The organism is Tsukamurella pseudospumae (genome assembly GCF_001575205.1).
GTDB classification, from domain to species: domain Bacteria; phylum Actinomycetota; class Actinomycetes; order Mycobacteriales; family Mycobacteriaceae; genus Tsukamurella; species Tsukamurella pseudospumae.
The window spans coordinates 359,607-378,287 of record NZ_LSRE01000001.1 but is presented as its reverse complement, the minus strand read 5'-3'; the positions used below and the strand labels follow the sequence as shown (position 1 = coordinate 378,287).

General features: G+C 71.3%; 19 protein-coding genes. 11 read left to right on the top strand and 8 right to left on the bottom strand.

The features are described 5' to 3' along the window. The 5 genes from ruvX to AXK61_RS01740 are packed head-to-tail and all read left to right on the top strand — an operon-like array spanning position 1 to position 3,432. Positions 1-489 (top strand): Holliday junction resolvase RuvX, encoded by a 489-nt coding sequence (ruvX, locus tag AXK61_RS01760; protein ID WP_068569395.1) that lies wholly within the window; start codon positions 1-3, stop codon positions 487-489. Beyond that, positions 486-1,742 carry an endolytic transglycosylase MltG gene (locus tag AXK61_RS01755; RefSeq protein ID WP_068569396.1) on the top strand — a complete coding sequence of 419 codons (1,257 nt, stop codon included), beginning with the start codon at positions 486-488 and terminating at the stop codon, positions 1,740-1,742. The genes ruvX and AXK61_RS01755 overlap by 4 nt, the downstream gene beginning before the upstream one ends. After that, on the top strand, positions 1,739-2,560 hold the full coding sequence (locus AXK61_RS01750; protein ID WP_231855391.1) for a shikimate dehydrogenase: 822 nt from the start codon (positions 1,739-1,741) through the stop codon (positions 2,558-2,560). Before AXK61_RS01755 ends, AXK61_RS01750 begins: the two co-directional genes overlap by 4 nt. Then, positions 2,557-2,967, top strand: a complete 411-nt coding sequence (locus AXK61_RS01745) for an acyl-CoA thioesterase (RefSeq protein ID WP_068743548.1) — start codon at positions 2,557-2,559, stop codon at positions 2,965-2,967. The genes AXK61_RS01750 and AXK61_RS01745 overlap by 4 nt, the downstream gene beginning before the upstream one ends. A gap of 12 nt (positions 2,968-2,979) precedes the next feature. After that, positions 2,980-3,432, top strand: coding sequence for a prepilin peptidase (locus AXK61_RS01740; protein ID WP_068743460.1), 453 nt, complete (start codon positions 2,980-2,982; stop codon positions 3,430-3,432). A gap of 13 nt (positions 3,433-3,445) precedes the next feature. Here AXK61_RS01740 and AXK61_RS01735 read toward each other — a convergent pair whose 3' ends face one another. Beyond that, positions 3,446-4,795, bottom strand: coding sequence for a DUF2252 domain-containing protein (locus tag AXK61_RS01735; RefSeq protein ID WP_231855389.1), 1,350 nt, complete (start codon positions 4,793-4,795; stop codon positions 3,446-3,448). Positions 4,796-5,004: 209 nt separating this feature from the next. Here AXK61_RS01735 and AXK61_RS01730 point away from each other — a divergent pair, with 209 nt between their 5' ends. Then, positions 5,005-6,684: an alpha/beta hydrolase gene (locus tag AXK61_RS01730; protein WP_175399913.1), complete on the top strand. Its 1,680-nt coding sequence runs from the start codon at positions 5,005-5,007 to the stop codon at positions 6,682-6,684. Positions 6,685-6,752: 68 nt separating this feature from the next. Here AXK61_RS01730 and AXK61_RS01725 read toward each other — a convergent pair whose 3' ends face one another. Continuing rightward, positions 6,753-7,226: a MarR family winged helix-turn-helix transcriptional regulator gene (locus tag AXK61_RS01725; protein ID WP_139057711.1), complete on the bottom strand. Its 474-nt coding sequence runs from the start codon at positions 7,224-7,226 to the stop codon at positions 6,753-6,755. Between the two features lie 80 nt (positions 7,227-7,306). On the opposite strand from AXK61_RS01725, the gene AXK61_RS01720 reads away from it, so the two are divergent. The 5 genes from AXK61_RS01720 (at position 7,307) to AXK61_RS01700 (ending at position 13,126) form a co-directional block, all read left to right on the top strand. Then, a complete protein-coding gene (locus AXK61_RS01720; RefSeq protein ID WP_068569399.1) occupies positions 7,307-7,768 on the top strand; it encodes a cupin domain-containing protein in 462 nt (153 codons plus the stop codon). Between the two features lie 217 nt (positions 7,769-7,985). After that, positions 7,986-9,080 carry an LLM class flavin-dependent oxidoreductase gene (locus AXK61_RS01715; protein ID WP_068743458.1) on the top strand — a complete coding sequence of 365 codons (1,095 nt, stop codon included), beginning with the start codon at positions 7,986-7,988 and terminating at the stop codon, positions 9,078-9,080. Beyond that, complete coding sequence (locus AXK61_RS01710; RefSeq protein WP_068743455.1) at positions 9,080-10,108, top strand: MsnO8 family LLM class oxidoreductase; 1,029 nt, start codon at positions 9,080-9,082, stop codon at positions 10,106-10,108. Before AXK61_RS01715 ends, AXK61_RS01710 begins: the two co-directional genes overlap by 1 nt. Next, on the top strand, positions 10,105-11,445 hold the full coding sequence (locus tag AXK61_RS01705; protein WP_231855387.1) for an NtaA/DmoA family FMN-dependent monooxygenase: 1,341 nt from the start codon (positions 10,105-10,107) through the stop codon (positions 11,443-11,445). The genes AXK61_RS01710 and AXK61_RS01705 overlap by 4 nt, the downstream gene beginning before the upstream one ends. Positions 11,446-11,500: 55 nt before the next feature. Next, the gene (locus AXK61_RS01700) at positions 11,501-13,126 is read left to right on the top strand and encodes a class I adenylate-forming enzyme family protein (RefSeq protein WP_068569403.1); all 1,626 of its coding nucleotides are present in this window, start codon (positions 11,501-11,503) and stop codon (positions 13,124-13,126) included. On the opposite strand, the gene AXK61_RS01695 is transcribed toward AXK61_RS01700, so the two are convergent. The 6 genes from AXK61_RS01695 to AXK61_RS01670 are packed head-to-tail and all read right to left on the bottom strand — an operon-like array spanning position 13,123 to position 18,679. Further along, the gene (locus AXK61_RS01695) at positions 13,123-14,127 is read right to left on the bottom strand and encodes an LLM class flavin-dependent oxidoreductase (protein WP_068743450.1); all 1,005 of its coding nucleotides are present in this window, start codon (positions 14,125-14,127) and stop codon (positions 13,123-13,125) included. The genes AXK61_RS01700 and AXK61_RS01695 overlap by 4 nt on opposite strands. Next, entirely contained in the window at positions 14,127-15,044 is a 918-nt protein-coding gene (locus AXK61_RS01690) for an ABC transporter substrate-binding protein (RefSeq protein ID WP_068569405.1), read from the bottom strand. The genes AXK61_RS01695 and AXK61_RS01690 overlap by 1 nt, the downstream gene beginning before the upstream one ends. A gap of 45 nt (positions 15,045-15,089) precedes the next feature. Further along, entirely contained in the window at positions 15,090-15,860 is a 771-nt protein-coding gene (locus tag AXK61_RS01685) for an amino acid ABC transporter ATP-binding protein (RefSeq protein WP_068569406.1), read from the bottom strand. Further along, on the bottom strand, positions 15,857-16,861 hold the full coding sequence (locus tag AXK61_RS01680; protein WP_068569407.1) for an amino acid ABC transporter permease: 1,005 nt from the start codon (positions 16,859-16,861) through the stop codon (positions 15,857-15,859). The genes AXK61_RS01685 and AXK61_RS01680 overlap by 4 nt, the downstream gene beginning before the upstream one ends. 42 nt (positions 16,862-16,903) lie before the next feature. Further along, positions 16,904-17,584, bottom strand: a complete 681-nt coding sequence (locus AXK61_RS01675) for a response regulator transcription factor (protein ID WP_068569408.1) — start codon at positions 17,582-17,584, stop codon at positions 16,904-16,906. Then, positions 17,585-18,679, bottom strand: a complete 1,095-nt coding sequence (locus AXK61_RS01670) for a sensor histidine kinase (RefSeq protein WP_068743448.1) — start codon at positions 18,677-18,679, stop codon at positions 17,585-17,587. It abuts the gene before it with no gap. Positions 18,680-18,681: the final 2 nt, after the last annotated feature.

Genomic DNA, 18,681 nt, shown 5'->3' with positions numbered 1-18,681 from the left:
GTGAGCGGCGCGCAGCCCGCGTGGGAGCGCGGCCGTCGGCTCGCCCTGGACGTGGGGAAGGCCCGCATCGGCGTGGCCGTCTCGGATCCCGACGGGATCCTCGCCACGCCGGTGGAGACGGTCCGCGCCGCGAAGGACGGCTCCGACCTGCGGCGGATCGCGCAACTGGTGGTCGACTACGAGCCGATCGAGATCGTCGTCGGGATGCCCCGCACCCTGCGCGGCGAACGTGGGGCCTCGGCGAAGATGGCCGAGGGCTTCGCGCGACGGCTCGCCGGGGTCCTGCGTACCTCACAGGCAACGCCGCCACGGGTATGTTTTTCTGACGAGCGCTTCACCACGGTCACCGCGCAGCGTGCGCTGCGCGAGAACGGGGTGCGGGCGAAGGAGCAGCGAGCGGTGATCGATCAGGCCGCCGCGGTGGCCATCCTGCAGGGATGGCTCGACGAGCAGAGGCCGGTGCCCGGCCCCGAGGAGGTCGGCGAGTGAGCGACGGGTGGAACAGGCACCGCGCGGAACCGGTCGCGGTCGGCGAGCAGCGGACCACCCGGGCGGACCGACGCAGGGCCGCGCGACAGGCGCAGGTGAAGCGCCGCCGCCGCATCGCTCTGCTGTCGATCCTGGTGGTCTTCCTCGTGGCGGTCGGCGCGGTGCTGTGGACGGTGCGCGGTTCGTTGTTCGGGGGCGGGGCTGCTCCGGAGGACTTCGCGTCGGGTCAGTCGGGTGCCGAGGTCGTCGTGCACATCACCGGTGAGAACAACTCGGACTTCGCGCAGAACCTCGTGGACGCCGGGGTGGTCAAGTCGGTCGGCGCGTTCAACCGGGCCGCGGGCGACAAGCCGATCTCCGCGGGCTACTACGAGCTCCGCATGACCCTGCCCGCGTCCGAGGTCGTCACCATGCTGGTGGACCCGGCGCGGACGCACCGCGTGGGCATGCTCAACGTCTCGCCCGGTGCGGTCCTCGACGACAAGCGCAACAAGGACAACAAGGTCGCGCCGGGGATCTTCAGTCAGCTGTCCGCGGCCACGGCCCATACGGACGGCGGCGTGAAGAAGCAGACGGCCAAGGCGGATTTCGTCAAGGTGGCCTCCACGGCGAGTGTCGCCGATCTCGGGGTCCCCGACTGGGCGGCCGCCACCGTGAACCGGCTCAAGGGGGATCACCGCCGCATCGAGGGGCTCATCGCGCCGGGCGTGTGGGACCAGATCGACCCGTCGGGCACGCCGGTGTCGATCCTCAAGGAGCTCATCACGGCGTCGGCCAAGCAGTACGAGGCGCAGGGCCTGCTCGACGCGAGCCGCACGTCCGCGGCGAAGCTCGCGCCGTACCAGGTGCTGGTGTCCGCGTCGATCGTCGAGCGCGAGGTGAACCAGGCCGACGACTACCCGAAGGTCGCGCGGGTGATCCTCAACCGGCTCGCGAAGAACCAGAAGCTCGAGATGGATTCGACCGTCAACTACACCGAGGCCGTCACCGGCATCGACGTGGTGGGCGAGCAGCTGCTCAAGAAGACCGAGTGGAACACCTACGCCAAGACGGGTCTGCCGGCGACGCCGATCGGCGCGGTGGGGATCCCGGCGCTGGTCGCGACGGAGAACCCCGCACCGGGGCCGTGGCTGTACTTCGTCACGGTCGACAGCCAGGGCACGACGCTGTTCACCGACGACTTCGCGCAGCACGAGCGCAACCGGCAGAAGGCCTGCGACACGAAGTTCCTGACTGCGGGCTGCGGTCGGTGACCGGATCGCGACGCGCGGCGGTCCTGGGGAAGCCGATCGCGCATTCGCTGTCCCCGGTGCTCCACAACGCCGCGTTCCGCGCGTTGGGTCTGGACTGGACCTACGAGCGGATCGAGTGCGACGCCGATGCTCTGCCGGGCCTGGTCGCCGGCCTGGGGTCGGAGTGGGTGGGCCTGTCCGTCACGATGCCCGGGAAGTTCGCGGCCCTGGCGTTCGCCGACGAGCGTACGGAGCGCGCGGTCACCGTCGGGTCCGCGAACACGCTGGTGCGCACCGAGGCCGGGTGGCTGGCCGACTGCACGGACGTCGACGGTGCCGCCGGCCTCCTGGACGAGTGCGGCGCGGCGGGGGAGTCGGCGGTCGTCGTCGGTGCCGGCGGCACGGCCCGCCCGGTGTTCGCCGCGCTCGCCGACCGCGGCTTCCGCAGGGCGACGGTGCTCGCCCGCTCGGAGTCGCGGGCGCAGGACGCCCTGCTGTGCGCCGCGTCCTTCGGCCTCACCGCGTCGTGGGCACCGCTCGCGGCGGACTCCGTGCCGACGGCGGACGTCGTGGTGTCGACGGTGCCGGGATCGGCCCAGTCCGAAGACTTCCCGCTCGTGGACGCGCTGTCGTCGGCGGCGCCCGCCGTCGCGGACGTCGCCTACGATCCCTGGCCCACGCTACTCGTGGCGGCGGCCGAGTCGAAGGGCGCCCGGACCGCCGGCGGCCTGACGATGCTGCTCGCGCAGGCGTACCGCCAGGCCGAATGGTTCACCGGCCGGCCGGCGCCGCGCGCCGCGATGGCGGCCGCGTTGGCCGCCGCGAGGGCGGAACGATGACGGACTTCCGGTATCGATTCCGGCCGCGGTACTACGAGATCGACCGCCAGGGCGTGATGTTCAACATGTGGTACCTGGGCTACGTCGACACGGCGGTGACGGAGTTCTACGCCGACCGCGGGGACGGCTACGAGGCGCTGCTGGCGGCCGGATTCGACACCCAGGTCGTGCACGTGGAGATGGACTACGCCGCGGGCCTGACCGACGATCGCGATGTCGAGCTGGTCCTGCGGACCGGGCGGATCGGGAACAAGAGCTTCACCCTCGAGTTCGTGTTCCGCACGGACCTCGACGCCGAGGTCCCCACCGACGCCGTGTCGGGCCGGGTCGTGCACGCGGTGATCGCGACCGACGGGTCGGGATCGGTCCCGGTCCCCGATCTGCTGCGGAACGTACTCCTGTCCTGACACACTCCCGGTGTGGAGTGGGGGCTCTTCGGGGGATTCGCCCTGGCGCCGTTCGTCGCGTGGTGCGTCGCGCTGTGCCGGTTCGACGTGCGCGAGCGACGCCTGCCGAACGTCCTGACCCTGCCCGCCGCGGCGGCGGCACTCGCCGTCGCCCTCTGGCAGGCGTTCGACGGTGCGCCCTCCGCGCTCCTCGGTGCGGCGCTCTGGACCGTGGTGAACGGCGCGGCCTTCCTCGCCCGCGGCATGGGCGCGGGCGATGTGAAACTGGCGCCCACGCTCGGTGCCGTCGTCGGGGGAGCGGGCGGGGTACCGGCGGTTCTCGTCGCGGTCCTCGCCGCGCAGGCGATCACCGTGGTGTGGGCGCTGGTCGCTCGTGGTCGGACGGTGCCGCACGGTCCGGCGATGATCGGCGCCGCGTGGTGCGTGGTCGGGCTCCCGCTCGCTCTCGGTATCGGTCTCGGGTGAGATCCGTTGCGGATCAGGGCCATCCGGGCGCCGCGGGCACGGATCCGGCATCGACCGCGGCCACCAGTTGCGCGTGGTCGCGGCGGTTCTGCTCGGCGTACGCGAAGGCGAAGTCGACGAAGCCGTCCTCGACCCGCGCGGCTCCGCCGAGGTAGCCGTCGATCTTCGTCGCGTCGCCGCTGCGGGCGTGGGCGCGGGCCAGGACGTGCCCGCAGGCCTCGGCGAACGACGGCAGGCGCGGCGCGACGAGGTCCCCGTCGGGGATGACCTTGCCGTCGCGGAACTGCCGGACGTAGTAGTCCATGCCGTCGATGGAGGTCCAGCCCACGAACATGTCGGTGGCGGCCTGGATGAGTCGCTGTCCCTGGACGACCCGCTCCCCGTGTGCCGAGTAGCGGCTGGGGCCGAGGAACTGCTCGTACACGGACGGACCGGCCTGCTTGACCTGCAGGAGCAGCGCGTCGCCCGTTCGCCGTTCCTCGCTCAGGGTGAGGAAGACGCGCATGCCCACGCTGCCGACGCCGACGACCTGTTGCACGGCGTCCACCAGGTCGTAGCGCGACCAGAGGTGCGCGACGTGGTCCGCGACGCTGTCGCGGTACTGCCGGAAGACGGTGTCGAGTTGCTCGGCGTAGTGGCTCAGCGCGTGGGTGCGGTAGGGCGGTGCCTCCGTGAGCTGGCGGTCGCCGTCGACCACCTGGGTGAACTTCCGGAGAGCGCCGCGCTGGGAGCGCTTGGCGGCGCGCTTCTCGATGTACCGTTCGAGACGCTGCTCGTCGTCCGGAGCCACGTAGTTCATCAGTTGCGTCATGTCGACGCTGTCGTACCAGATGTCGAGCTCGGGCCAGGTCGAGTAGCGTGCGATCCAGTCGCGGTAGCCGCGGAACCCGCTCCGCACGGCGTCGGCCGTGGTTGCGGGCGGCAGCCCATTCGTTTCGGCAAGAATGACGAGGCTCGCGAGGAATCGTTTGAGATCCCATTCGAAAGGACCGGGTAGTGTTTCGTCGAAATCTCGGAGATCGAAGAGAAGATTCCGTTCGGGGCTGCGCCACAATCCGAAGTTCAGCACGTGCGCGTCTCCGCACAGTTGCACGGTGAGGTCGGTGTGCGGCGCCGACGCGAGGTCCGCCGCCATCACCGCCGCGGCGCCGCGGTAGTAGGTCCACGGCGTGGCGGCCATGCGCCCGTGCCGGAGGGGGAGGAGTCGTTCGTCGCGGATGTCGTTCTGCGCGAGGATGGTTTCGAGCGCGTCGTGACCCCGCGATGTCGGGTTCCAGTCTCCGATGGTGCTCCGCGGTACTCGCTTGCGTGCCGCCCGGCCGACGGCGGAGCTGACATCGGCGGTCGTCCGTGGTTCGTCCATCGGTCGATTATCGACCATTCAGGGCGTTACCGTGCCGATGAATCGAGAAAACTCGGGAGCGGCCCGATGGCGTCGCCGGAAATGAGGGAACTCCGGGCTCGGAATTCATTGTCCGCCATTCTGTGGCGACCCGCCGACGTGCTACCGTTCGCCTTTCCGACTCCGGGTGTTCCGGCGTCTGCGCTCGAGCCGTGGGGTGAGTGATGATGATGGACGTCGATCGTGTCGATGCGGCCACTCGCAATCGGGCGGTGGCGGCGGTCCGACGGTGGGTCGGTCGATTCTCCGCGACGGGGCTGGTCGTCGCGCTCGCGTTCTTCGCGGGGTCGATGACCCCGTCGCTGCTGCCGCGCCCGTGGTTCCTGCAGTCCGCGGCGACCGGCCTGTCCGTCGCGGTCGGCTACGGGATCGGGGCCGGTCTTGCCGCACTCGTGCGCGTGGGCGGCTTCCGTCCGGCGTACTCGGACCGGTTGCGCCGCACCGGATGGTGGGCGCTCGCGGTGGCCGCGGTGCTCGTGATCCCGGTGTTCACCGTGCTGGGCCACCACTGGCAGCAGGTGGTACGTGACCTCATGGGGGTGCCGAGGGAGCCGGCTCCGCTCTATTCGGTCGTCGTCCTGCTGTCCCTGGTCGTCGCGCTGTTCGTGGTGCAGATCGGCAGGGGGATCCTGGTACTGGCGCGATGGGTGCGCCGGGGCCTCCTTCGGGTACTGCCGCCGCTCGTCGCCGGTGCCGCGACCGTCGTCGTGGTGGCGGTCGTGCTCGTGCTGGCCGTCTCGGGGGTCGTCGACCGCGGGATCATCGGTACGGCGGCGGCCACCGCAGAACTCACGGACAAGAGCACCGCGCCGGGCGTGGAGCAGCCGAGCGTCCCCGAACGGAGTGGATCGCCGGCGTCGGCGGAGGCATGGGATTCCCTCGGGCGTGAGGGGCGCACGTTCGTCGCGGGCGGACCGTCGGCCGAGCGGATCGCGCAGGTCCTGGGCGCGCCGGCCAAGACGCCGATCCGGGTGTACGCGGGGCGGGTGTCGGCCGATTCCGTGGACGGGGTCGCGAAGCGGGTGGTCGCCGAACTGGAGCGCACGCACGCCTTCGAGCGCAAGGTGCTCGCCGTCGTCACGACGACCGGGCGGGGCTGGATCAATCCGAACGTGGCGTCGTCGTTCGAGTACATCAACGGCGGAGACACCGCGATCGCGGCGATGCAGTACTCGTTCCTGCCGAGCGCCCTGTCCTTCGTCGCGGACCGGCAGCCGCCGCTCGACGCGGGGAAGGCGCTGTTCACCGCGGTGCGCGAGCGCTGGTCGCGGTTGCCCGCGGACGCCCGGCCGAAGCTCGTGGTCTTCGGCGAGAGTCTCGGGAGCTACGGCGGTCAGGGCGCCTTCCGCGACGCGCCGGACATGCTGGCACAGGTCGACGGTGCGCTCCTGGTCGGCACTCCCAACTTCGCGCAGCCGTGGCGCGGGCTCACTGAAGCCCGGGACCAGGGTTCGCCGGAGCGGTTGCCGGTGGTCGACGGTGGTCGCAACATCCGGTTCGCGTCGCGGATCCAGGACGTGCACCAACCGGCGACGGCGTGGTCGTTCCCGCGGGTCGTGTACTGGCAGCACGCCGGCGACCCGATCACGTGGTGGAACAGGGAGCTGGCGTACCAACGGCCGGACTGGTTGCGGGAGCCGCTCGGGCCGGACGTCGATCCGCTGATGCGCTGGCTGCCGGTCGTGACCTTCTGGCAGGTCACGATGGACATGGTGTTCTCCGCCGATGTGCCGAACGGGTTCGGTCACTCCTTCGGTCCGGACGCGGTGTGGCTGTGGCGCGACATCCTCGCGTCGGACCTGCCGCACGCGGTGGTCCAGCGGATCGAGGACACGATGAACGGCCGTTGATCCGGTGTCGGGGCGACGACACGTCCGAGGGGGCCTCGGGGCGGCGTCCGTTCCGGGAGGCCCGGGCTTCAGGTCGTGAGATCGCGAAGGAGGGTGTCGAATGCCTGCTGCTGTTCGCGGCTCAGGGGGGACAGAAGATCCCGTTCGCGCTGGATGTGGCCGGGTAGCAGGCGTTCGATGAGGTGTCGGCCCTCGGCTGTGAGCGTCACGCTCTTCCCTCGTCCGTCGCTGGGGTCGGGGGTGCGGGTGACGAATCCGGCCGCTTCGAGCCGGTCGACTCGGGCGGTCAGTCCCGCTCGGGTGATGAGGAGTTGATCCGCCAGGGTCGCGGGGTTCAGAGCGAAGGGCGTGCCCGATCGGCGGAGTGTCGCAAGCACGTCGAACTCGCCCCTGCGCAGCCCCTCAGCTTCGAGGGGAGCCTCGATCGCGGCACGGGCGGCCGCCTCGAGATGGGCGAGCCTGCCGATGATGCTCATGGGCAGGGTGTCCAGACCGGGGTATTCGGCATGCCATTGGGCCATCGCGGCGTCGACGTCGTGCACGCGCCGAGACTACGCCTTGACGGACATCGTTAGATGGTTAATCATCTTAGTAGTTAGTCATCGAACTACTTGGAGGCGTCATGATCATTCGGAACACGGAGATTGTCGGCGAAGGGGGCGGCCCGCAGATCGACCTGTTCGCCGATGCTTCCGCCACCGACGGGGCGGCGAGCGTGCAGCGAGTGCGGCTCCCGGCCGGCGTCGACGGCGCCTCGCCGCACTTCCACACTCGATCGACGGAGATCTTCTACGTGCTCGAGGGTGCGCTGGAGATGCTCATCGACGAGGACATCACAGTCGTCGGGGTCGGCTCCCTTGCGGTGATCCCACCGAACACGGTGCACGCCTTCGCGGCCGGTCCGGCCGTGGCCACGAGCGCATTGATCGTGCTCACACCCGGCGTGGAGCGGTTCGGCTACTTCCGGCTGCTGCGCGACATCGCGTCGGGTGCCGCTGCTCCGTCGGAGCTCGTCGCCGCCAAGGAGGAGTACGACAATCATTTCGTCGACAGCCCCGTCTGGCGCGAACGCGCCCGGAGCTGAGCGGGGTCACGGCGGCAGAGGGGGCAGCTTCCGGGCTTCCTCCGGATCCGCTCCCGGAGGGCGAGGAGGCCCCGTCGGATCTGCCGGCGCATGAACGACGGGACCGCCTGCAGGTAGGGCAGGCGGCCCGGGCGGGGCCGAGCGCGGTTCGATTCCCTTCGATCCACGCTGAGCGCAAGGGGTCACAGACGAATCCCCGCGGCCTACCGTCGAATCCGTGACCGCGCCTACCTCTCGCCCTGTCCTCGGGATCGCCCTGGAGCCGTTCGGCTGGCATCCCGCAGCGTTCGCGGAGGTCGGCGCGGACCCACTGGAGGCCACCTCCGCGGAGCACTGGGTTGGGCTGGCCCGCTCCGCGGAGGTGGCCGCCGCCGACCTCGTGACCTTCGAGGACTCGTTCACGCTCACCGCCCGTGACCGGCTGACCGGGCGGTTCGACGCGACGCTGCTGGCGGCGCGCCTGGCGCCGTCGGTGCCACGGATCGGGCTGGTGCCGACCGTGACCGCCACGCACACCGAACCCTTCCACGCCTCCAAGGCGGTCGCGACGCTCGACTACGTGAGCGGTGGCCGCGCGGGCGTGCTCCCCGCCACCACGGGCGCCGCCGCCGACGCGGCGCTCTTCGGCCGCAAGAACCCGCAGGCACCGGCGTCCCTCGCCGAGGAGGCGCGCGAGTACATCGAGGTTCTGCGCGACCTGTGGGACAGCTGGGAGCACGACGCGATCGTCAAGGACCGTGCCACCGGCCGCTTCATCGACCGGGACCGCCTGCACTACATCGATTTCCAGGGCGAGAACTTCTCCGTCAAGGGCCCGTCGATCACGCCGCGGCCGCCGCAGGGGAGCCCGCCGGTGATCGTCCGCGTCACCGGCGCCGAGACGGAGACGGTCGCCGCCCGTGCGGACGTGGCGATCGTGCCCGCCGCGGCCGAGGAGGCCCTGGCGGCGACGGCCTCCCGGCTCCGCGCCGCGGGCGTGGCGCGCATCCTCGTCGACGTCACCGTCCACCTCGCCGATTCCGAACGGACGGCGCTGCGCCGCATCGAGAAGTTGGACCGCCGCGAGCCGGCGGACGACGACACCGTGGTGTTCGCCGGCACGGGGGAGTCTCTCGCCCGTACGGTCTCCGGATGGCAGGCGCTCGGCTTCGACGGTGCCCGCCTGCGCCCCGGCGTCAACGCCGTCGACCTTCCCCGCCTGCGATCCGCCTTCGCGCCACTCCTGCCGGGCTCCCCGCGGGCGGGCACACTGCGCGACATCCTCGGCCTCGCGCCGGCCGTCAACCGTTTCGTCGCCGTGAAGGGTGCCTGATGACCTCGCTGAACGTTCTCGACCTTGCGCCGATCGCCGACGGATCGAATCCCGCGGCGGCGCTCCGCAACACCCTCGAGCTCGCGCGCCGTGCCGAGGACTGGGGGTACGGCCGCTACTGGGTCGCCGAGCACCACTTCGCACACGTCGCCAGCGCCGCCCCGGCCGTGCTGATCGGCGAGATCCTCGCCGCTACGAACCGGATCCGTGTCGGGTCGGCGGCGGTGCTCGTGGGCTTCACCACCGCGCCCACGGTCGCCGACGCCTTCGGTGTGCTCGCGGCGTTGCATCCGGGCCGCGTAGACATCGGACTGGGCCGCACGGGGCAGCGGCTCCGCACGCCGCCGCCCGGTGCGCCGGGGCCGAATCCGGCGATCGTCGCGGGTTACGAGACCCTCTACCACCCGCACGCGCAGCCGCCCGGCTTCGCGGAGCAGGTCGACGACGTCCTGGCGCTGATCGGCGGCACCTTCACCGCCGACGGGCGTCCGTTGCGGTCGCCCGTCGCCGAGGCCGCCCACGACGCGCCGGTCTGGCTCTTCGGCAGCAGCGGCGGGGAGAGCGCACAGGTCGCCGGCGGCCGTGGGCTGCCCTTCGTCGCGAACTACCACGTCAGCCCCGCAACGACTCTCGACGCGGTCCGCGCCTACCGCGAGGCGTTCCGTCCGTCCGATCGGCTGGCGGCGCCCCGCCTCGTCGTCAGCGCCGATGTCGTGGTCGGCGACACCGACGCGCAGGCCCGGGAACTCGCCGCGGGCTTCCCCGCGTGGGTGCATTCGATCCGGTACGGCGCCGGCGCGATCGCCTACCCGCGGGACAGCGCAGCCCTCACCGATGCCGAGCGGGCGGCGGTCGCCGACCGTACCGAGACGCAGTTCGTGGGCGAGCCGGGGCGCGTGGCCGACGGCCTGCGCACCCTGGCCGAACGCACCGGGGCCGACGAGATCGTCATCACCTCGGTCACCCACGACCACGCCGCGCGCCTGCGCAGCCACGAACTCCTGGCGAAGGAATGGGGACTCCTGTGACCACCGGATACGAGGGCGTTCCGGTGCGCGAAGGCGCGCACCGCAAGCAGATCCACCTCGCCGCGCATTTCCCGGGCGTGAACCACAACACCGTCTGGTCGGATCCCGCCGCGCGGAGCCAGGTGGAGTTCGACTCGTTCGTCCATCTCGCCCGCGCCGCGGAGCGCGGGAAGTTCGACTTCTTCTTCCTCGCGGAGGGGCTGCGCCTGCGCGAGCATCTGGGGCGCATTCACGACCTCGATGTCGTCGGCCGCCCCGACACGTTCACCGTGCTCGCTGCGCTGGCGGCCGTCACCGAGCGCATCGGGCTCGCGGGCACGATCAACACGACCTTCAACGAGCCCTTCGACGTGGCACGGCAGTTCGCGACGCTCGACCATCTCAGCGACGGCCGGGCGGCCTGGAACATGGTCACCAGTTCCGACGCCTTCACCGGTGAGAACTTCCGGCGGGGCGGCTACCTGGCGCACGCCGACCGGTATCGGCGCGCCGACGAATTCGTCACCGTCGCCCGGAAGTTCTGGGACGGCTGGGGCGGCGATCAGATCGTGCATCACGGAACGCAGTTCGATGTCCGGGGCAGCGCGCCGCTCCCGCCGTCGCCGCAGGGACACCCGGTCCTGTTGCAGGCCGGCGATTCCGGGGAGGGACGCGACTTCGCTGCGGCCCAGGCCGACGCGATCTTCACGCGGCACGGCTCGTTCGAGAGCGGCCGGACCTTCTACGCCGACGTCAAGCGGCGCGCCGCGGATCGCGGCCGCAACCCGGACCACCTCAAGGTCTTCCCCGGCGCGGCCGCGGTCATCGGGGCCACCGCCGACGAGGCGGCGGAGAAGGCCCGCGAGATCCGCCGCAGCCAGGTCGGCCCGCAGACCGCGCTCAACTTCCTCGAGCAGGTCTGGGGGCGCGAACTCCAGTCCTTCGATCCCGACGGACCGCTGCCCGACGTCGAGCCGGTCTTCGAGGCCCAGGCGGTGAAGGGGCGTGTCCTGCATGCGGACCCGCGCGAGATCGTGGCCACGTACCGTGCGCGCGCCGAGGCGGGCGGGCTGTCCATCCGGGAGTTGGTGATCGAGCTCAACACACGGCCGCAATTCGTGGGGACCGCGCAGCAGGTCGCGGACGAGATCGACACCTACGTCCAGGCCGACGCCGCCGACGGCTTCATCCTCGTGCCGCACCTCACTCCGACCGGTCTCGACGACTTCATCGCCCAGGTGGTTCCGCTGCTGCAGGAGCGCGGGGCGTTCCGATCCGAGTACGGCGCCACGACGCTCCGTGAGCACCTCGGGCTTCCGGTTCGGGAAGTCGGCGGGGCCGCCCGCCGCGTCGGTTAGCGCCTCTTCACCCGTTCGTCGCGCGCGTCCGCCGTGGACGGGCTACGGTGCCGCCATGAGTCGAGCGATGCGCCCCGATATGTCCGGTATCGACCCGCTGGCGGTGAACCTCACCCACCGCGTCTGCGTGGGCGACCTGCCCACCCGGGGCGCCCGGACCTTCGGCGATCGGATCGCGATCGTCGACGGCGAGCACGTGGTCAGCTACCGGGAGCTGGAGAGCCGGTCCAACGCGCTCGCCCGCGGCCTGCAGGCGCGCGGCTACGGGCGGGGCGACGCGATCGCCCTGCAGATGCAGAACCGCTGGGAGTTCGCCGTGTCGCTGTTCGCGTGCGCGAAGCTCGGGGTGGTGGCGATGCCGCTGAACCTGCTGCTCGCGCCCGGCGATGTCGCCTACCAGCTCGGGGACAGCGGTGTCCGCGCCGTCATCACCGAGGACGTCTTCGTCCCCGCGCTGACCGCCGCCCTCGGCGCCGCGGAGAACGTGGTGGAGGCGGTGTACGTGGTGTCGAACGGCGCGGGGGAGATCCCGGCCGAGGTGGGCGGCGTACCGTCGACCGCCTTCCCGGAGGTCCTCGATCCCGACGGCTCCGTGGTCGAGACGATCGTCGAGGACCGGGACGTGCTCCACTGCCTGTACACCTCCGGCACCACGGCCCGCCCGAAGGGTGTGGTCACCAGCCATGTGGCGGTGCACATCTCGGCGCTGTCCTCCGCGCTCGGCCTGGGTCTGCGGCCGGACGTGCAGCCCGTGGTCCAGCCGATCGCGCTGCCGCTCTTCCACGTCACCGCGCTCGACGCGCTCCTCATGCCCACTCTCATCACCGGCGGAACCGCCGTGCTGCTGCGGGGATTCGATCCCGAGAAGCTGGCGCGGGCCTTCGTCGACCATCGGGTCACGCACATCACGCTGCTGCCCATGATGTGGGCGGCGCTGCTCGCCCAGCCCGAGCTGGACGACGAGAACACCGCGTCGCTGGTCGCCGGGATGTACGCGATGGCGCCGATGCCGGCCGAGCTGCTCGCCGCGCTGCGGGCGCGGTTCGCCTCCGCCGCCATCGTTCTCGGATCCGGGCAGACCGAGACCACGCCCGCCTCGGAGCTGCAGTGGGCCGGCCATCAGGGCGTCAAGGACGACTCCTGGGGTCCCGCCACGGTGTCCACCGACGTCGCGATCATGGGCGCCGACGGTGCCCTCCTCCCGCCCGGTGAGGTCGGCGAGATCGTCTACCGCTCACCGCAGCTCATGGAGGGCTACTGGAACAACGCCGCCGCGAACGCGGAGTCCTTCGCGCACGGCTGGTTCCACGGCGGCGACATCGGCTACCTCGACGACGAGGGCGTCGTCTTCTTCACCGACCGCGCCAAGGACATCATCAAGTCCGGCGGCGAGAACGTCTCCTCCGTCGAGGTCGAACGAGTCCTGCTCGGCCACGACACCGTCGCCGAGGTCGCGGTCGTCGGTACCCCGCACGAGCACTGGGGCGAGGCCGTCACGGCGTTCGTGGTCGCGGCACCGTCGGGCGAGCGCGACGTCGACGCGCTCCTCGCGTACGCCAAGGACAACCTGGCGGGCTTCAAGGCGCCCAAGGAGATCGTCTTCGTCGACGCCCTCCCGAAGACCGCCACCGGCAAGATCCAGAAGAACCTCGTCCGCACTCTGCGGGAGACGCATACCTAGGCGGCGGAGGCGAGCGCCGGGAGTAGTCCGAGTGCATCGGTGAGGATCTGCTCGTAGTCCCGCACGTCGAACTCGTAGGGCAGCTCGAGGCGGAATTCGGTGACCGGTCCGGTCTCCGGCGCGAAGGCGGGGTCTGCGGCGAGTCGCTCGGCGATCTCCGCGACGGGCCCGACGAGGTCCTCGGCGAACAGGGTCCGCCTGTCCCCGTGGGCGGTTCGGGTGCGTTCGTACCGTGAGCGCGCGTACGCGCGGTACCGGTCCGCGGTGGAGCGGTCGGCGCTGTCCGTCGGCACGATCACCCGCCCGACGGCGACCCGCTTGCGGTCGCCTCCGGACCGCCGGAACGCGTCGATGAGCCGGGCCTGCACGGTCCCGAAGTCGTCGGAGTCGACGCCCGCCGCCGAGACGATGTTGCCGGTCAGCAGGTGCAATCCGGTCTCGCCGGTCCACCGCGACGAGCCGAGCGAGGTTCCGCCGTACCAGGACCGGTCCGCCAGACCGGGGGAGTGCGGCTGCAGCCGCGGCCGCTGTACGTTGCCGGGCGACTCGATCCGGGTGCCCTCGTCGCCGAGGTACGCGCCGCGCAGATGCTCGACGGTGCGCGCCACCCGCGCGTGCCCGGACTCGGTCGGGCGGTGGTCGAAGACGAGGTCCGTGAGCAGGTCCGCATGCGGCATCCCCGTCGAGAACCCGGCCTGGACGCGTCCGCGCGACAGGGCGTCCGCGAGCGACAGATCCTCCGCGAGCCGGAAGGGGTTCTCGTAGCCGATGGGGATCACCGCGGTGCCGAGCTCGATCGTCGTGGTGCGCTGGGAGGCGGCGCCGAGGAACACCGCCGCGGAGGAGATCCCGTGCTCCAGGTGACGCTGGCGCACCCAGGCGCCGCGGTAGCCGAGCTCCTCGCCGAAGGCGATGAGGCGCAAGGTGTCGTCGAGGCCGGCTGCGGGGTCGTCGTCGGCGTAGTTGCCGGGCGTGAGGAAGGCGAGGGACTCGATCCCCATCAGAACCCCGCGGTCGGGTTGACCTCGGACTTCGGCAGTGCCGAGGTCGGCACCTTCCATTTCTCGAACAGCTTCTGGTACTCGCCGCGGGCGATGAGCGTGTTGATCGCGTGGGAGATCGCCGGGGCGATCGGCGAGCCCTTCGCCGTCACGAATCCGACGACGGTGGTGGAGTACTCGCCGAGGAAGGTCGTGCCGGGCACCTTGTCGACGAGGTACCGGAGCGAGAGCGTTGGTCCGAAATAGGCGTCGACGCGGTTGTTCTGCAGGTTGAGCACGATCGCGCCCTGGTCGTCGAGGTACTGCACGGTGTACGCGGGCTTCCCCTTCGACGTGCACTGCCCGGTGCCCTTCTCCAGGATCTGCTGGAAGGTGGTGCCCGACCCCGTCACGATCTTCTTGCCGCACAGGTCCTCGAGCGTCTTCACGCTCGTGAGACCGGATTTCGACGCCCCCACGAAGGCCTGCCCGTCGTTCAGGTAGGTCGCGAAGTCCACGACCTCGAGGCGCGGTTTGGTGACGCCGAAGTTGCCCTGCCCCACCTGGTACCGGCCGTTCTGCACTCCCGGAATGATCGTGGAGAACGTGCCGATCTCCTGCTTCCACGTGACGCCCAGGGCTTTCGCCACAGCCTCTCGCAGGTCCACGTCGAGGCCCACGGGGGTGCCCTCGGGTACCTCGCCGGCGTGGGGGAGGTTGTTGATGCCGGGCTGTCGGGTGAGGCCCAGCGTGAGTTCCGTCGTTCCCTCGGGAAGCAGGGCCCGCGCGGCGGGATCGACGGCGATGCCCGACACGAGATCCTGGGTGGGCACGGGGTACGCGGAACTCCCGGTGGACGGGTCCGACGGTCCGCCGCACGCCGCGAGCACGGTGGCGGCGGTGACGGCGACGGTGGCGAACAGGGCGCGGCTGCGCATGGATGTCTCCTGGTGCAGGGGGATCGGATGGTTGGAGGTGGTGGATCAGCGGACCGCCGCGAGGAATTCGCGGGTGCGAGGGTGTTCGGCGTCGGAGAAGATCGTCGCGGGCCGGCCGGTCTCGACGATCCGGCCGTCGTCCATGAAGATGACGGTGTCCGCGACGTCTCGGGCGAAGCCGATCTCGTGGGTGACGACGACCAGCGTCATGCCCGACTCGGCGAGATCCCGGATCACCGCGAGGACCTCGCCGACGAGCTCCGGATCGAGCGCGGAGGTGGGCTCATCGAAGAGCACCACGTCGGGACGCATCGCCAGGGTGCGCGCGATCGCCACGCGCTGCTGCTGCCCGCCGGAGAGCTGCGACGGATACGAGTCCTCCCTCCCCGCCAGGCCGACGCGCGCCAGCAGCTCCCGGCCGCGGCGGGCGGCCTCGTCGGCCGGAACGCCGTCGGCGTGCTGTCCCTCGGTGAGGTTCTCCAGGACAGTGAAGTGCGGAAACAGGTTGAACTGCTGGAAGACCATGCCGATGTGGCGGCGCTGGCGCGCGACGTCCCGCGGGTGGAGTTCACGCAGGACCGTCTCGCCGCGGCGAGCGCCGCCCTCGCCGTACCCGATGAGGTCGCCGCCGACGCGGACGTAGCCGTTGTCGGGTCGCTCGAGGTGGTTGATGCAGCGGAGCAGTGTCGACTTTCCGGAGCCGGAGGGGCCGAGGATGACGACCACCTCGCCGGGGGCGACGTCGAGGTCCACGTCGCGCAGTACCTCGCGGCCGCCGAAGGATTTGCGCAGGCCGCGGATCTCGATGGCGCTCATCGGCGCTCACCTGCCGAGTCCGCCGATACCGGCACCGTCGGGGGCGCAGTGGTGCGGGGGAGTCGCGGCCGCAGGCGTGCGGCGTCGCGGAGGATCTCGCGGAAGGGGCGGGCGTCCCGTCGACCCCGGCTGAACCGCCGCTCCACGAAGTACTGGCCCACTGCGAGGACCGAGGTGATCACGACGTACCAGGTGGTCGCGACCAGCAGCAGCGGCATCACCTTGAAGTTCTGGTTGTAGACCAGCTGCACCGAGTAGAGCACGTCGGTCACCGCGATCACGCTGACCAACGAGGTCGACTTGAGCAGGCCGATCAGCAGATTGCCGGAGCCCGGGATGATCGCGGGCATCGCCTGGGGCAGCACGATCCGCCGGAAGATGCGGCGCGGGCCGAGCCCCAGCGACCGGGCGGCCTCGGTCTGCCCCGGCGGCACCGAGACCAGGCCGCCGCGCACGATCTCCGCGGCGAACGCGGCCACGTCCAGCGTGAGCGCGATGATCGCGGCCACGATCCCACTGATCAGGTGCGTGGTGTCGACGGTGACGAACTCAGGGCCGAACGGGATCCCCAGCGACAGGCGTGGATACAGGGAAGCGAGCTGGAACCAGAACAGGAGGAGCACGAGTGGCGGTACCGACCGCACGAGCCAGACGAAGCCGAAGGACACCGCCCGCAGCAGTGGTCCTCCCCACAGCCGCATCGCCGCCAGCCCGATGCCCAGGACGAAACCCGCCGCGAACGTGACCGCGGTCAACCACAGGGTGAGCCACAGCCCTTTCAGGACCGCCGCCTGGGTGAAGTAGTGGGCCACGATGGGCCATTCGAAGCGCTGGTTGGTGAGCAGCGTGTTGACCAGCATCGCGCCGAGCACCGCGACGACGGCCGCGGCCGCCCATCGTCCGGGCCGTCGGCGCGGGACGAGCCGCACCGGAACGGATGTCGCGCCCGACTGCGCTGTGGTCGACACGGCGCGTGTCGGGGAGATGATCGTTGTCGCCATGATGTCCGACCGTAAGCCGGTGGCGTGCAGTGGAGAAGGGTTTCAATCGGCCTGACCGGATGCCGCGACCCCGGTCTCGAAGGCGTACCGCACGGCGTGCGCGCGGTCGCGGAGGTGGGCCTTGGCGAACAGGTTGTTGATGTGCGTCTTCACCGTCGACTCGCTCACGAACAGCCGGCCCGCGATGTCCCGGTTCGTCAGACCGTCGGCGATGAGGCGCAGCACCTCCCGCTCGCGGGGCGTCAGATCCGGGGCGGGCGCCGCCGCGCGGCCCGACGGTGCCGGACGTGCGCTCGCGCCGCCCGTCGCGGAGGCGACGAGCCGCTGCTGCACCTGCGGGTCGAGCACCGACTGCCCGGCCGCGGCGGCCGTGATCGCCGCTGCGATCTCGGCGCGCCCCGCGTTCTTCGTCAGATATCCGCGGGCTCCCGCCTGGAGGCCGAGGAGGATGGACTCCTCGTCGTCGTAGGTGGTGAGCAGGACGACGGCGGTGTCAGGAGCGTCGGCGAGCACGCGCTCGGTGGCCCCGGCACCGTCGAGGTTCGGCATCCGGAGGTCGGTGAGGAGCACATCCGGGCGGTGCTCGCGGACGAGCGAGACGGCCTCGACGCCGTCGGCTGCGGCCCCCACGACCTCGATGCCCGCCGTGAGGTCGAGCATCGCGGCCAGCGCCTCGCGGACGGCGGCCTGGTCGTCGGCCACGACCACGCGAATGTCGTTCACTCAGAGCTCCTTCGTCGGAACGGTGGGCGGCGGGACGCTCAGGCGTACCGTCCACCCGCCGTCGTCGTTCGGACCCGCTTGCAGCGTGCCACCGATCTCCGCCGCGCGCTCGCGCATCCCGATCAGGCCCATGCCCGAGCCGCGCACGCCGTCGGCGGGACGGCCCGGACCGTTGACGACGGTGAGCTCGGCACCGTCGGGTATCCGGACCAGGCGGGCCCTGACGGGAGCGCCGGGCGCGTACCGTCGGGCGTTGGTGAACGCCTCCTGCGCGACGCGCAGTACCGCGCGGACCTGGGGATCGGTCAGCTCGACCGGCTCGGTCTCGACGCTCTCCTCCGGGCCGTCCGCGAGCGCGGCGAGGGTGGTCGGCAGGTCGACGGTGTCCTCGCGCAGCGCGTGGACGGCGCCGCGGGCCTCGGTGACGCCGTCGGCGATGGCGTCACGGGCGCGCTGGACGGCGGCGCGGGCATCGTCGGGACGGCCGGCCTCGAGCAGCGCGTCGGCGAGTTCGAGCTGCATACCAGCGCCCGAGAGGGTGTGCGCGAGGACGTCGTGCAGGTCGCGCGCGATGCGGGCGCGCTCGGCGAGCGCGCCGCTGCGCGCCTCCGACTCCGCGGTGAGGCGGGTCTGCTCCACGAGTTGTTCCAGCGCGCGCGTTCGTTCCCGCCGTGTCCGGCCCGCGATGCCCGCCCAGACGGTGACCATGACGGACCCGCCGATCCAGAGGGCGTTGAAATCCGCGGGCCCGGTGAGGAGCGCGGTGGTCGTGACGCTGCCGCCGGTCAGCAGGGCGAGTGGGAGCGAGGCGCGGATCGGGAACTCGCCGCCCGCGTACACGGCGGAGACGTAGAGCAGCACGCCGACGGCGGCGTTCGGTTGGATGCTGAACAACAGGCCGACCGCGACTGCGGACACCACCTCGGCGGCAACCCGGGGCGCGAGGCCGAGCCGCCGCGCGGGTACGCATCGCACGCCGACGACGACCGCCACCGGCACGAACAACACGACGGTCCATGGCACGTCGCGATGGAAGTCCAGGGTGGCGGCAGCGGCCACTACGCCGGCCAGCGCGACGAGGATCGCGATCCGCATTC